The 13,510-nt window shown below is 53.1% G+C and carries 13 protein-coding genes; all 13 read right to left on the bottom strand.

Annotated features, from left to right (window positions below):
* Window positions 1-75: 75 nt before the first annotated feature.
* Window positions 76-525, bottom strand: a complete 450-nt coding sequence (locus KNP95_RS10805) for a competence protein ComK (RefSeq protein ID WP_251026131.1) — start codon at window positions 523-525, stop codon at window positions 76-78.
* Window positions 526-647: 122 nt separating this feature from the next.
* Window positions 648-1,994, bottom strand: a complete 1,347-nt coding sequence (locus tag KNP95_RS10810) for a sensor histidine kinase (RefSeq protein ID WP_251138527.1) — start codon at window positions 1,992-1,994, stop codon at window positions 648-650.
* 29 nt (window positions 1,995-2,023) lie between these two features.
* Window positions 2,024-2,686: a response regulator transcription factor gene (locus KNP95_RS10815; protein ID WP_021066695.1), complete on the bottom strand. Its 663-nt coding sequence runs from the start codon at window positions 2,684-2,686 to the stop codon at window positions 2,024-2,026.
* A gap of 345 nt (window positions 2,687-3,031) precedes the next feature.
* Window positions 3,032-3,238: a copper chaperone CopZ gene (gene copZ / locus KNP95_RS10820; RefSeq protein ID WP_214837082.1), complete on the bottom strand. Its 207-nt coding sequence runs from the start codon at window positions 3,236-3,238 to the stop codon at window positions 3,032-3,034.
* The gene (locus tag KNP95_RS10825; protein WP_214837085.1) at window positions 3,235-5,346 is read right to left on the bottom strand and encodes a heavy metal translocating P-type ATPase; all 2,112 of its coding nucleotides are present in this window, start codon (window positions 5,344-5,346) and stop codon (window positions 3,235-3,237) included. Before KNP95_RS10825 ends, copZ begins: the two co-directional genes overlap by 4 nt.
* A 12-nt stretch (window positions 5,347-5,358) precedes the next feature.
* On the bottom strand, window positions 5,359-5,661 hold the full coding sequence (locus KNP95_RS10830; protein ID WP_021066698.1) for a metal-sensitive transcriptional regulator: 303 nt from the start codon (window positions 5,659-5,661) through the stop codon (window positions 5,359-5,361).
* Between the two features lie 96 nt (window positions 5,662-5,757).
* On the bottom strand, window positions 5,758-7,305 hold the full coding sequence (locus KNP95_RS10835; protein ID WP_214837088.1) for a long-chain-fatty-acid--CoA ligase: 1,548 nt from the start codon (window positions 7,303-7,305) through the stop codon (window positions 5,758-5,760).
* Window positions 7,306-7,408: 103 nt separating this feature from the next.
* Window positions 7,409-7,882 carry a PTS sugar transporter subunit IIA gene (locus KNP95_RS10840; protein WP_131472251.1) on the bottom strand — a complete coding sequence of 158 codons (474 nt, stop codon included), beginning with the start codon at window positions 7,880-7,882 and terminating at the stop codon, window positions 7,409-7,411.
* Window positions 7,883-8,039: 157 nt separating this feature from the next.
* Complete coding sequence (gene lplA, locus KNP95_RS10845) at window positions 8,040-9,029, bottom strand: lipoate--protein ligase (protein WP_021066701.1); 990 nt, start codon at window positions 9,027-9,029, stop codon at window positions 8,040-8,042.
* Between the two features lie 68 nt (window positions 9,030-9,097).
* Entirely contained in the window at window positions 9,098-9,985 is an 888-nt protein-coding gene (locus KNP95_RS10850) for a Cof-type HAD-IIB family hydrolase (RefSeq protein ID WP_241764605.1), read from the bottom strand.
* An 89-nt stretch (window positions 9,986-10,074) separates the two neighbouring features.
* Window positions 10,075-11,460 (bottom strand): protoporphyrinogen oxidase, encoded by a 1,386-nt coding sequence (hemG, locus tag KNP95_RS10855; RefSeq protein ID WP_214720269.1) that lies wholly within the window; start codon window positions 11,458-11,460, stop codon window positions 10,075-10,077.
* Entirely contained in the window at window positions 11,453-12,382 is a 930-nt protein-coding gene (gene hemH / locus KNP95_RS10860; protein ID WP_021066704.1) for a ferrochelatase, read from the bottom strand. Before hemH ends, hemG begins: the two co-directional genes overlap by 8 nt.
* On the bottom strand, window positions 12,379-13,428 hold the full coding sequence (gene hemE, locus KNP95_RS10865) for a uroporphyrinogen decarboxylase (protein WP_021066705.1): 1,050 nt from the start codon (window positions 13,426-13,428) through the stop codon (window positions 12,379-12,381). The genes hemH and hemE overlap by 4 nt, the downstream gene beginning before the upstream one ends.
* Window positions 13,429-13,510: the final 82 nt, after the last annotated feature.

The raw sequence follows: 13,510 nt of genomic DNA on the forward strand, positions 1-13,510 counted from the left end.
CACATATGAACTATTCTTCTTCATCATAGAGGGGTTCGTCATCGATTTCAATCTTTAAACCTGACTGAATGTGTTTCAGTGAAAGCGTTTCTGGAAGGAGTACGATAATTGGATGGCGCGTTGTTTTTGTTTGTCGACCGTGTGACTGGATACCGGGACATCGACCGTTTCTCCCGAATGGAATAAAATTTTGCTCCCTTTTCCACTTTTATTCGCCTTGTGCACATGTGAAAAATTGATCCAAGCACAGTCCGGGCTTTCTTTGGCGATGGTCGGGAAAAAGATTGTATCTGCGTGCCAATCCATGATGACGGGCGTTTTCCGGTGCGGGCCGAGTACGCCACGGGCCGCTTCAATCCGTCCTTGGATACTTGAACCGTAATATAGACAGGCGGATTCGAGTAAGTGAAGGGGTGAGCCTTTCAAGCGTTGAACCCCATCGGATTGATAGACGAGCGTCTCCGCCTCCCCGTACTCATTAAACACCGGAATCAAAGCTCTTGTTTCATTCGTCAACTTAGTCATCTGATCTGCCTCCATCATGGATGTATTGCCTTACCTCTCATTCATAACAAGGAATCATCGTTTTCACAAATCGAACTCCAACATTTCCCATTAAAAAAAATCAGCCAACGAGTGGCTGATTTTTAATTTCGAGAATCTAACTTTAGTTTTTTTATCGAATTCGAGGGCGGAAAGTGAAAATGCACAGCAACTCCGTCACTTGTATTTCCCAATGCGACCGTCCCCTCATGGAGCGTCACAATCCGTTGAACGATGAAGAGACCGAGCCCAAACTTTCCTTGTTTTCCGCGTGAGAATTGATGGAACAAGTCGAGGTTCTCATCGACAGGTGGGCCATCGTTCTCAATCGTGATCTCGACGCCTGCCTCAGTGTGCGACAGACGGATATGAATCCTCGATTCGGCGTAACGCAAGGCGTTATCGAGCACGTTCTCGAACGCGACGCGAATCTGTTCCCCATCACCGAGCATCTCACCGGCATGTCCTTCGACCGTCCAGTCCAAGTTGCCACGCAATTTGAACCGGCTGACGAGCAGCTCCACCAATTTATCGAGATTGATTGGTTCAAGCCGCATCTCTTGGCCTTTGAAATATTCCAGCTTGGTGACGTACAACAAATCGACGACTTTTTTCTCGAGACGCGATGCCTCTTCATCAATGACTTCGGCCGACCCTTTCAAGTCTCCGGTCGGATAGATGCCGTCCCCAATCGATTGGGCGTAACCACGGATGACCATGATTGGCGTCTTCAAGTCGTGGGAGATGTTTTGAAGCAACGCCTGTTGGGCCACGTCCTGCTCTTGCAGCTCTTGCCGCATCGCATCAATCGAGCGGGCCAATTGGCCGAGCTCGTCTTGACGGGCGAGCGGGAGCACCGTCTCCCATTGACGGTTCGAGATTTTTTCGACCGCCCGTTCCATCTCGACAATTGGCTTCGTCAGCTCACGCGACATCCATAAGGCCGGAATCAACGACAGTAAGCTAATGACCCCGATTAAAATCGAGATGCGCCAGTAGAGCGTCGAAACGAGCTCACGGCGATAGGCGTCCCACGCATAAGATGCCTGATAGATGAGCTCCCCGTCGTACTCGTTTTGACGGATGATATAGTAGACATCCTCTCCGTCAATCGTCGTCTGATATTTAGCGACCTCGCTCGTCTGTTCGATCGCCTCTTGATACATCCGGTTCGTCAGTTCGAGCGGGGCCGACCCATAAATGATTCGTCCGTTCGGCAGAAAGATGAGCTGGTTGACCGAACGGGACTCTTGTTGCCGCCGATCATATTCAATCGGATTTTGCGGGATATTTTCCAACTCGTTCGTATTACCCAGGTAATAATCGACATCTTGCAACGTCTCATACACTTGTTCATCGATGAACTGCGTGATCGAGGAACGAATCGTCAATAAAATCATCAAGGCGAGCGTCACGATGATGAGGAGAATCAACACCCAGATTTTCCACATGAGCCGCTTCGGCTGAAGGTGATCGAGCTTCATGGCTTAACGAGTCGATAACCGACGCCATAGAGCGTCTCGAGCTCCAAGCGATGCAATTTCTTCCGCAGGCGCCGCACCAAATCATCGACGACGCGGTCCGAACCGAAATAGTCATGGCCCCAGACACCTTCGAGAATCTGTTCACGCGACAACGCCGAACCCGGATGTTCGAGGAAGAGGAGCAATAAGTCGAACTCTTTCGACGTCAAATCGATTTCATCCTGTTCGTGTCGGATGAGACGTTTCTCGGGATAAATCGTATATTCCCCATACTCGATATGTTCGTTCGATTTTGAGCCGTACACCCGGTCAATCAACTTCTTCACCCGGATGACAAGCTCGCGCGGCAAGAACGGTTTGGCGATGTAATCGTCAGACCCCATCTCGAGCCCGATGATTTTATCGATGTCTTCGTCACGTGCCGAAATAAAAATCGTCGGCGTGAAGGCGTTCGTCGCCTTGATTTGTTTCAACAGTTGGAACCCGTCCAAGTCTGGAAGCATGATATCGAGCACCCATAGGTCCGGCTCGTCCTTGATGGCAGCTTGAGCCGAGATTCCGTCCGTGAACGACCGAACGCGATACCCTTCCTGCTCCAAATATGTGACGAGCATTTTGTTCAAATTGATTTCGTCATCCACTAAATAAATTGTGTACATTCGAGTCACCTCTGCAACGTTTTTACATATCATATCAAACAATTATGGACAAAAGATGGGAATGGGGTCGTTTCTTGGGCGCTGAATGTGCTCGCCACACGTCAACGAATCGACAAAAAAAGAAGGGTCTCCCCTTCCTTACCGTGTCGGCCGAGTACGCATCTGTTGCGCGAGGAACACTGTGCCTCCACTCAGTAAGGCCAGTACGCCGCTAATCATTACGAGTTCCATCTTGCCCCCACCTTCCCCATTGATAGCGATTCTCATTATCACCTATAATATAGCATGTTTTGACTCGCTTGAACATCACAAAAAAAGCTCCCGCCGTCAGGCGAGAGCTTTGAATCATGCGTTGACGTCGTAGCCTTGTTCTTCGATGGCTTCAATCATCGCTCGTTTCGAGATTTTATCGTTATGGATGACATCGACCCGATGGTCCTGGAGCGAAACGTTCGCTGATTCGACGCCGTCTAATTCCGTCAGCGCCCCTTCGACCGCTGCTTTGCAATGGTTGCATGTCATACCTTCTACTTTTAAAGTCGTTTCATTCATGTTGATTTTCCTCCTTGTGTTTTCAATCGTAACGCATTCAAGACGACAGAGACCGAACTGAACGCCATCGCTGCCCCGGCAATCCAAGGGGCGAGCAGCCCCGCTGCTGCGACCGGGATGCCCAGACTGTTATAAGCCAGCGCCCAGAACAGGTTTTGCCGAATGTTACGCATCGTCAATGAACTCATCTCGATGGCGCGATTCACGCCCTCGATGTCTTGTCCCATCACGGTGACGTCAGCCGCTTCTAATGCGACATCCGTCCCGCTTCCAAACGCAATGCCGACATCCGCGACGGCGAGAGCCGGTGCATCATTCATGCCGTCTCCGACCATGGCGACACGTCCTTGGCGCTTCAACGCTTCGACGTGATCCGCTTTCTCGACCGGTAGCACCTCGGCGATGACGTTCGTTTCGGGAATCCCGAGTTGACGTGCGATATCGAATGCGACTTCTTTGCGGTCGCCGGTCAAGACGTACACTTGTCTCGTCAAGGCTAGATGTTGCACGACGGCACGGCTCCGCTCTTTCAATTGATCTTGTAGACCGAACGCCGCGACGATTCCAGACTCGTCAGCCACATAGACAGGCGTCATCGCCTGCATGTCCCAGTCCGGTAAGGCGAATCCGGCTTCTTGCATCATGCGGACTGAACCGATACGTAGAGGTTTCCCATCCACGACCGCTTTCAATCCTCGACCGGCCAACTCTTCGACACGTTCGACCTGGCCGCTGCCTTCACCACGACCAATCGCCTCGGCGAGCGGGTGTGTCGACTGGCGTTCGGCCATGATGGCCAACTTCAAGAACGCCGCGTCTCCGAACGTCGCCACCACTTCCGGCGTCCCTTTCGTGAGTGTCCCCGTCTTATCAAAGACAACGATGTCGACACCATTCAACGATTCGAGTTGGCCACCACCTTTAAATAAGACGCCTTGTTCGGCGGCACGGCCTGTCCCGACCATAATCGATGTCGGCGTCGCCAAACCGAGCGCACATGGACAGGCGATGACGAGGACGGCGATCGAGGCCCGAATTGCCATGTCTAAATCGTTGAACCCGAGTGTCCACACCCCGAACGTCAAGGCGCTGATGGCGACGACGATTGGGACGAACACACCCGAAATTCGGTCGGCCTGCCGTTGAATCGGCGCCTTGTCCGTTTGGGCCTGTTCGACGACGCGGACAATTTGAGCGAGCATCGTCTCGCTACCGACACGTTCGGCGACCATCAACACCCGATGTGAACGGTTAATCGTTCCGCCGACGACGTCAGCTCCGACAGTTTTCTCGGATGGAATCGACTCCCCGGTCAGCATCGACTCATCGATGACCGTCTCTCCTTCGACGATTTTCCCATCGACCGGCACTTTTTCACCTGGACGAACGACGATGACGTCACCGGCTTTGACCAAATCGATCGCGACCGAGCGTTCTTCACCGTCTACGAGTAAAATCGCCTCTTTCGCCTGTAACGACAGAAGCGATTTGAGCGCGTCTGTCGTTTTCTCTTTCGCTCGGGCCTCTAACCATTTTCCGAGTAATACGAGCGTGATTAGGACGGCACTCGTCTCAAAATAGAGTGACGGATGCATCGGATGGGCGAGCATCTCGAAGACGGAGTAAAAATAAGCCGCCGACGTCCCTGTTGCCACGAGCACGTCCATATTGGCCGTGCCGCTCTTCAAACTCTTATAAGCACCCTTATAAAACTGGGCCCCAATCCAAAACTGGACCGGCGTGGCGAGCGCGAATTGCCACCACGGGCTCATCAGCCAATCGGCCTGGAACGCCACACCTGGGATGTGCGTAATCATGACGAGCAGAAGCGGTGCCGACAACAGCGCCGAGATGAGCACTTTTCGCTCGAGGGGGCGCAGGTCGTGTTTTGGCGTCAGTTCCGCCTTTCGTTCTGCGCCGTAACCGATTTTTTCGATGCGGGCGATCAGCTCGTCTTCGGTGATGCCGTCGTCGACGCGAATCGTCGCCGTCTCGAGCGGCAAGTTGACGGTCGCTTCGACACCGTCCATTTTATTTAACACTTTCTCGATGCGGGCCGAGCATGCGGCGCATGTCATCCCTTGAATCGACAGTTCGACGGTTTTCATCGGAACACCTCCTTACTTCTTGATGCGGCTGACGATTGTCATCAATTCGTCAATGTACGGGTCCATGTCTTCCGTTTCACTCGCATGGACTAAACATTTACGCATGTGACGTTCGAGCAGTTGCATCTCGACTTGTTTGAGTGCCGCTTGAATGGCTGACGTCTGGGTCAAAATATCGACGCAGTAGCGGTCGCTCTCGACCATCTTTTGAATCCCACGTACTTGTCCTTCGATTCGGCGCAGCCGTTTGCTGAGCGCTTCACGTTCTGCGTCTTCACGCGGAACGATTGGTTGGTCATGCATGAATTCTTCCATGATTATCACCTCACCATCAATATACCCCTACCCGGTAACGGTGTCAAATCTTTTGAACAAAAAAAGGACGACTGATTTCGTCGTCCTTCTCTCCCGTCAATTGCGTTGGAATTGCTCGCTCTTCAAGACGGTCCGTAAAATCTTCCCGGTCGTGTTCCGCGGCAGCTCCTCGATGATTTCGATATGCGTCGGCTGTTTGTACTTCGCCAGTTTCGTCGCCGCGAACGCTCGAATCTCGTCGAGCGTCACCTGTTCGTCTCGCGTGACGATGAACGCTTTGACCGCTTCCCCTTGTTCGGCATCCGGTACCCCGATGACGGCTGCTTCGACGATACCCGGATGTTGATAGAGCACTTCTTCGACTTCGCGCGGATAGACGTTATAGCCACCGACGATGACCATGTCCTTCTTCCGGTCGACGATATAAAAGTAACCGTCTTTGTCCCGTTTCGCCAAGTCGCCCGTATAGAGCCATCCATCGCGAAGCGTCATCGACGTTTCTTCCGGTAATTTATAATAGCCTTTCATCACGTTCGGTCCACGGACGATCAGTTCACCGACCTCGTCGACCCCGACCTCTTCGCCGAGTTCGTCGACGACCTTGTTCTCGACGTGGACGATTGACGGACCGATTGACCCGGCTTTCCGCTCGCCGTGGAGCGGATTGAAACACGTGACCGGTGACGCCTCGGACAGACCGTATCCTTCGAGGATCTTACACTCGAACTTTTGCTCGAACGATTCGAGCAACTGTACCGGCAGACTCGCTCCACCGGATACGAAGACGCGGACGTGCTTGAGCGCCGAGGCGTATGCTGGAACTTTCATCGCCGTCTGCAACAGGAAGTTGTACATCGTCGGGACACCGGCAAAAATGCTGACGCGATGTTTTGGGACGAGGTCGAACACGTCCTGCGGTGAGAATTTTGGCAAGATGACAATCGTCGCCCCGCGCAGGAGCGGTGCGTTGACGATGACCGTCAAACAGAAGACGTGGAACATCGGTAAGGCGGCGAGCGCTTTGTCTTCCGGCGTGATCTCCAAATACTCCCCGATCGAATGGGCGTTCGAGAACAAGTTGAGATGTGTCAACAAGGCGCCTTTCGGTTTCCCGGTCGTCCCGCTCGTATACAGGATGACAGCGACCTCGCCCTCATCGACTTCGACCACTTCAGCTTTCGTCGTCGCGAACGCCTCGCTGAACGGTAAGAACTCGATGTCCCCATCCCGCTTCAACGCCGGTACGTCTGCATACGGGACCGAGATGACGAGTCGGAGTCGCGGTAAGTTCGTGAGTGCGGCTTCCGCTTGCGCGACGAGCGGCGACAACGCGACAATCGCCTTTACGTCGCCATCGAGCAAGATGTAGGCCATCTCATCCGGTGTGTATGTAGGGTTGATCGGAATGACGACCCCACCTCGGGCGAGCACCGCGAAATACGAAATCAAGAACGCGGGGCTGTTGCCGAGGACGAGCGCGACGTGGTCGCCTTGACCGATGCCTTTTTGCTCGAGCGTCGCCGCCATCGCCTCGACTTGTCCATAGAACTGTCCGTAGCTGACCGTGTCTTCCCCAAACACGTAGGCCGCCTTGTTCGGATGCGCGGCCACCACGCCTTGTAGTGCCGTGACTAAGTTTGCCATGATAATCCCCCTTTGAAAATGAATGACTATTCACTTTTGAGCCGTAAAAAAGAGCACGGCAGCCGCGCTCTTTTTCAGTTATCTTCATTGTACATGAAACGCCTCAATAAGAAAACGCTTTCAAGTCCATCGTCTGCAAATGATACAATCCGGTCCGGCTCTGTACGTGCACGAGCGCCTGTAACGTCTCATCGTCCATGAGCAAGTCGTCCATCAACTTATGGAGCGCCGACTGTTTCGCTTCCGTCGTCGCCGTGATGAAGAAAATCGCTTCGGCCCGAATACTCTCTCCCGCAATCGTCTGCATCGCAAACGGTTGATTGAGATGCAACAAGGTGATGCCGTCTTGTTTTGCGACGTGAAGCGGTACATCGACGACAGCGACCGGTACGGCGACATCGGTAACGCCCGACGGGATCGTCCGCTCTTGCTCCGTCACGACGCGCGCGAACGTGTCATTGACGATACCTCGACCTTCGAGTTCAAGTCCAATCGCTTGGACGGCGAGATCAAATGTCGGTTGCTCCGTCACCCACATCAAATTCGTGTCCATCCATTCAGTGATAAATCGATACATATCGTTTCCTCCCATTGGTTGACTCCATCTCACGAAAGCGCTTGCACTGATTATGATACGCCTCGCCGGAACGACACGCAACGGTCCAGACAACCTGTCACGAAAACGCCAAAAAGAAAGACCTCTGTAGGGAGGCCCTTCTGCATGAAAACCCGCTTCAGCTAATGAGATCGACGAGTTCTTCGAGCTCGACGTTGCCGAAGTAATGTTTGACGTCAAGCTGTGACAATTGTTCCCGAATCGCGCCGCGTTCGAACCGCGTTCCGACGAGGGCTTGTTCGACGTCATGGATATCCCCGACACCGAAGAAGTCCCCATAGATTTTCGCTTCCGTGATTGTACCCTTGTTGACGTTCAAGCGGACGTCGATCGTACCAATCGGGAATCGACGTTTCGACTCGACATCAAACTTCGGCGATTTCCCGAAGTTCCAGTCCCAGTTCGCATAGCGCTCTTTCGAGATATCCTGAACGATTTCCCAGTCCTCATCGCGAAGCACGTAACGTTCTGGTTCCTGTCCGTCATAAATCGAATGGAGCAGCGCCTCGACAAAGTGCTCCATCGCCATCTCTTCTTCTAAGAACTCCGTGATGTTGGCGACACGGCTACGGACCGACTTGATGCCTTTTGAACGCATCTTCTCTTCCGAGACGTTGAGCGAGTTGACGACTTCCTCGATGTTCGAGTTGAACATGAGTGTTCCGTGGCTGAACATACGGCCGCGCGTCGTGAACTGGGCGTTCCCGCTGATTTTCCGTTCGCCGACTTGGATATCGTTACGTCCCGTCAACTCTGCCTCGACGCCGAGTTGCTTCAAGGCGTCGACAATCGGTTGCGTGAACTTCTTATAGTTGTTGAACGAGTTGCCGTCATCTTTTGTGATGAAGCTGAAGTTCAAGTTGCCCTCATCATGATAGACAGCACCGCCGCCTGACAAACGACGGACGACGTCGATGCCGTTCTCTTCGATATACTTCAAGTTAACTTCTTCTGATGTGTTCTGGTTCTTGCCGATGATGATCGACGGGCCGTTAATATAGAACAAGAAATAATCCTCATGCTCGACGTTCAAATGTTTGAGGATATACTCCTCGACCGCCAAGTTGAGTTTCGGGTCCCGGATATCCGGGTTGAAAATAAATTTCACAGTAGGTTCCTCCTAAGGATAATCGTTAATTGTATTATACGAGACGGCGGCCCGGCGCTACAACTTGTTTACTTCCATTCCCCGTTCATGACGCGCTTCAATGCGTTCGCGACGCCGTATTCGTCATGACGCTCTGTGACGTGGTGGCTAATGGCAATCAAGTCTTCGTGACTATTGCCCATCGCGATCGCTTTACCGGCCACCTCAAACATCGGGACATCGTTCAAGTTGTCCCCGATGACGACGACTTCCGATAAATCGACGCCGAAATGCTCGGCCAATTTTTTGACGCCGTGCCCTTTATCAGCCCCGTTCGCCATGACTTCGATATTGTCATTGCCTGAAGACGTGACGTAAACGCCTTCCACGCGCTCATCGATTTCCGTCCATAGTGAGGACATCTTCTCGAAATGACTCGAAAAGGCGATGAATTTATAGACGCGTCCGGCCTCATTCTTGATGAAATCCTCGATGTCTTCGACGAGACGGACGTCCTCGTTGACGTAATAACGTTTTTGGAAGAACTCATACATCTCGAGCGACCGCTCATCGCCGTTCTGCTTCAAGTTCTCCATCGTCGCATCGATCAAATCGAGTCGGCTCGCGACGAGGCCCGCCTCTGAATACATTTCATAGAAGACGTCCGAATATTTGTGGTCTTGATGCAACACCGACACGACCTCGAGCGCCTCTTCTGTCGTCAAATCGATTTCATGTAGCACTTCACCCGTTTCCGTCAGCACGCGACCGCCGTTCGAAGAGACGATCGGGCACGTGAGGCCCACCTCGTCGAGAATCTCTTTCGCGTTGAAGTAATTGCGTCCCGTCGCAATCGCAAAGCGAATCCCTTGTGCTTCTGCCGCACGGACGATTTCTGCCGTCTCAGGTGCAATTTTCGTGTGGTTGTGCAGAATCGTGCCATCCATATCGGATACGAACAATTTGTACGTTGTCATCAACATCCACTCCTCTTTTTCTGTTTCGCTTATAACTATAACAAAAAGAGAGGCCATCGGAATAATCCGACACCTCCCTTCATGAATCTTTAACCTTCTTCTGCGAGCGCTTTGATTTGTTCATGGACGCTCTTGATGCAGTCTGGCATGCCGATTCCGTCATAGGCGATGCCTGCGAGCAAGATCCCTGGATAGACGCGGCCCATCTCGGCGCGCAACGCGCGGACCCGATCGGAATGGAAGACGGCGTAAGGTGGCAACCCGTCCCGAAGCCGGCTGACGACCGTCTCGAGTGGCGCTGCTTTAATCGTCATCAAGCCGCCAAGGTCACGTAACGCCGTCGCGACAATCTCCTCATCTGACGCATCGACGATCTCATCGGCGCCCGGACGTCCGAGAAAGACGCGCAGGACGTGATACCCTTCCGGCACGGCATGCGGCCATTTTTGGTCGATGAACGTGCACGCCGTAATCGTCACATCCGCCTCTTGGCTCGTGACGAAGCCCGTCCCGATGAACGGCAACTCGATATCGTCTTCTTTGAATACGAGCGAACACGTCGCCGTCGCGTGCGGTTTCATATCCGCGAGAAAATTACTGTCGACTTTCGGTAAGAACTGACGGATGAGCCGAGGCGGGACCGTCAAGATGAGGTGGTCGGACTCGATATCGCCTCGATTCGTCAGCAGGCGATAGCCGCCTTCAATCTCCTCGACTTGTTCGACCGAACAGTTCAAGATGATCTCGGTGCGCTCTAGTCGCTCGGCAAGACGATCAGTGAGCGACTTCAAGCCTCGCTTGAGTGAAGCGAACTGTCCAACTTTCTTGGCGCCGACTTCCGCGACCCGTTGTTCAGGACGCAAGTGTCGCATCCCTTCATACAAGTTCCCATGTTTCTTCTCGCCTTCGATAAACTGAGGGAACGTCGACAAAGCGCTCATCTGATCGATGTCTCCCGCGTAAATCCCGGAAAGAAGCGGTTCGATCAGCCGGTCGACGATCGGGTCCCCGACACGTTCACGCAAGTACAAACCAAGGGAGACGTCCGTTTCCGGTGCTTCGACGTCCGGTGGCGATAAGAGCATCGCCCGGAGCGCGGCATGTTCTTCGTCCGATAAGAGTGTCGTGTCCTTGAACGCATCGACGTCGAGCGGGATGCCCATGACCGTCTGTTTCGGAATCGGATGCAGCCCGTCATGATGGAGCACGTACGCTTGCCCGACCCCGTTCCGGACGATTTCATCGCCGAGACCGACGTCATGAATCAAGTCCGTCATCGCTGTCTTGCGGAACACGTACGAGTCGGGACCTCGTTCGACCGCAAATTCCCCCGTTTCAAACGTATCGATTTTCCCGCCTAACCGTCCGCTCGTCTCGACGAGCTTGATCGTGACGTCGTTCGGTAAATAACGCTCGGCATAAAAAGCGGCGGTGAGACCTGTGATCCCACCACCGACAATCGTTACATTACGCATGATGTACAATCACGCTTTCCATGCGATCGGCGATGGCTTCAATGAAGCTCCGCTCCGCGTTTGGCATGTTAGGACGCGCGTAGTGAACGCCGAGGCGGTCACAGACGACTTTACATTCCACGTCGTTATCGAAGAGCACCTCGAGGTGATCCGCGACAAATCCGACCGGCGTGTAAACGAACGCTTCATAGCCATGCTTTTCATAAAGTTCAGCCGTCAAATCTTGGACGTCCGGCCCGATCCACGGGTCAGGCGTGTTGCCTTCCGACTGCCAACCGACCTCATAGTTCGGTACGCCCGCCGCTTGAGCGATTTTGTCAGCCGTCTCTTTCAATTGATCCGGATACGGGTCGCCACCTGCCAAAATCTTCTCTGGGAGACTGTGCGCCGAAACGATCAAGCAAGCCTTCTCGGCCGGCACCGGCAAGTTCGCGAACGTCGTTTTGATGGCTTCCGCCCACCAATTGATGAATTTCGGCTCATCGTACCACGATTCGACCGAACGGATCTCGATGCCGTATTTCGCGGCTTCTTCATGCGCCCGTCCGTTGTACGACTTGACGCTGTATGACGAGTAGTGCGGGGCCAATACGACCGAGACCGCTTCTTTGATGCCGTCGTTCGCCATTTGCGCGACCGCGTCTTCTACGAACGGTTCGATGTGCTTGAGCCCGATATAGAGCTTGAAGTCGATTTCGCCCACGTGGCGCTCGTTCAAGATGTCACGGAGCGTCTCCGCTTGATCGATCGTGATTTTCGCGAGCGGCGACACGCCACCGATGGCCTCATAGCGCTCCGTCAAGTCTTGGAGTGCTTCCGGTGAAGGCTTGCGACCATAACGAATGTGCGTATAGTAGCGCTCGATATCTTCAGGTTTGTACGGTGTCCCATAAGCCATTACGAGTAATCCGACGGTTTTCATAATGATTTGCCTCCCATTTTTTCACGTGAGTAGTCATGGATAAATGCTGTCAATTTGACGAGCACAGACGGATCGACTTCCGGGAACACCCCATGTCCCAAGTTGAAGACGTATCCAGGTTGTTTCATCCCCTCATCGAGGATTTCTTTCACTTTCGCTTCGATGATCGGCCACGGAGCTAGCAAGAATGACGGGTCAAGGTTACCTTGGACCGCTTTCGTGATACCGCGGTCGCGCGCTTCTTGAATCGACAGGCGCCAGTCGAGTCCGACGACGTCGAGCGGCTGGTCTTGCCACTCTTCGACGAGATGGCTCGCTCCGACACCGTGCATGATGAGCGGGATGTCGAGCTTGCGCAACTCGGTGAAGATCCGTTCTGTCGTTGGTTTAATATAACGAACATAATCTTTGCGGCTGAGCGTCCCGACCCATGAGTCGAACAACTGGAACGCTTGAATGCCGGCCTCCGCCTGCGCCGTCGCATACGTGATGACCATGTCGCCAAGCTTCTCCATAAGTGCGTTCCATACGTCTGGCTCTGCGTACATGAGCGCTTTCGTCCGATGGTAACTCTTCGATGGACCGCCTTCAATCATATAACTCGCGAGTGTGAACGGTGCACCCGAGAACCCGATGAGCGGTACTTCCAATCGTTCCCGAAGCAAACGAATCGTCTCGAACACGTACGAGATGTCGTCCGTGTTGAGCGGTTTTAAGCGTTCCACGTCTTCCATCGTCCGGTACGGGTTATCAATGACCGGACCGATGCCGCTCTTGATTTCCACATCTACGCCCATCGACGGAAGTGGCGTCATAATATCTTTATACAGAATGGCCGCGTCGACTCCTAGTTGTTTTACCGGGAGCTCTGTCACGTAGGCACACAATTCGGCATCATGAGTGATTTCGAATAATGTCCTCGTTTTTTTGATCTCACGATATTCTGGTTGGTAGCGTCCGGCTTGGCGCATGTACCAAACGGGCACATAGTCTGTCGCCTCTCCTTTAAACGCCTTCAAAATAGTATCGTTCATACGTCGCGTCATTCCCCTCTATAATTCTCCTACACTCTTCTTCTATAGGTATGTGAACTCAAAAACATTATACAGAAATTAATTAGAATAATGC

The organism is Exiguobacterium sp. s36 (genome assembly GCF_018618345.1).
In the GTDB taxonomy this organism is placed as follows: Bacteria; Bacillota; Bacilli; order Exiguobacteriales; family Exiguobacteriaceae; genus Exiguobacterium; species Exiguobacterium chiriqhucha.

What these genes read in the sequence shown, in the direction of transcription:
- hemG (WP_214720269.1), bottom strand. Translation starts at nt 11,460, where the DNA reads ATGCGTAATGTAACGATTGTCGGTGGTGGGATCACAGGTCTCACCGCC.
- hemH (WP_021066704.1), bottom strand. Translation starts at nt 12,382, where the DNA reads ATGAAAACCGTCGGATTACTCGTAATGGCTTATGGGACACCGTACAAA.
- KNP95_RS10825 (WP_214837085.1), bottom strand. Translation starts at nt 5,346, where the DNA reads ATGAAAACCGTCGAACTGTCGATTCAAGGGATGACATGCGCCGCATGC.
- hemE (WP_021066705.1), bottom strand. Translation starts at nt 13,428, where the DNA reads ATGACGCGACGTATGAACGATACTATTTTGAAGGCGTTTAAAGGAGAG.
- KNP95_RS10840 (WP_131472251.1), bottom strand. Translation starts at nt 7,882, where the DNA reads ATGTATCGATTTATCACTGAATGGATGGACACGAATTTGATGTGGGTG.
- KNP95_RS10805 (WP_251026131.1), bottom strand. Translation starts at nt 525, where the DNA reads ATGACTAAGTTGACGAATGAAACAAGAGCTTTGATTCCGGTGTTTAAT.
- KNP95_RS10815 (WP_021066695.1), bottom strand. Translation starts at nt 2,686, where the DNA reads ATGTACACAATTTATTTAGTGGATGACGAAATCAATTTGAACAAAATG.
- KNP95_RS10830 (WP_021066698.1), bottom strand. Translation starts at nt 5,661, where the DNA reads ATGGAAGAATTCATGCATGACCAACCAATCGTTCCGCGTGAAGACGCA.
- KNP95_RS10810 (WP_251138527.1), bottom strand. Translation starts at nt 1,994, where the DNA reads ATGTGGAAAATCTGGGTGTTGATTCTCCTCATCATCGTGACGCTCGCC.
- KNP95_RS10835 (WP_214837088.1), bottom strand. Translation starts at nt 7,305, where the DNA reads ATGGCAAACTTAGTCACGGCACTACAAGGCGTGGTGGCCGCGCATCCG.
- KNP95_RS10850 (WP_241764605.1), bottom strand. Translation starts at nt 9,985, where the DNA reads ATGACAACGTACAAATTGTTCGTATCCGATATGGATGGCACGATTCTG.
- copZ (WP_214837082.1), bottom strand. Translation starts at nt 3,238, where the DNA reads ATGAATGAAACGACTTTAAAAGTAGAAGGTATGACATGCAACCATTGC.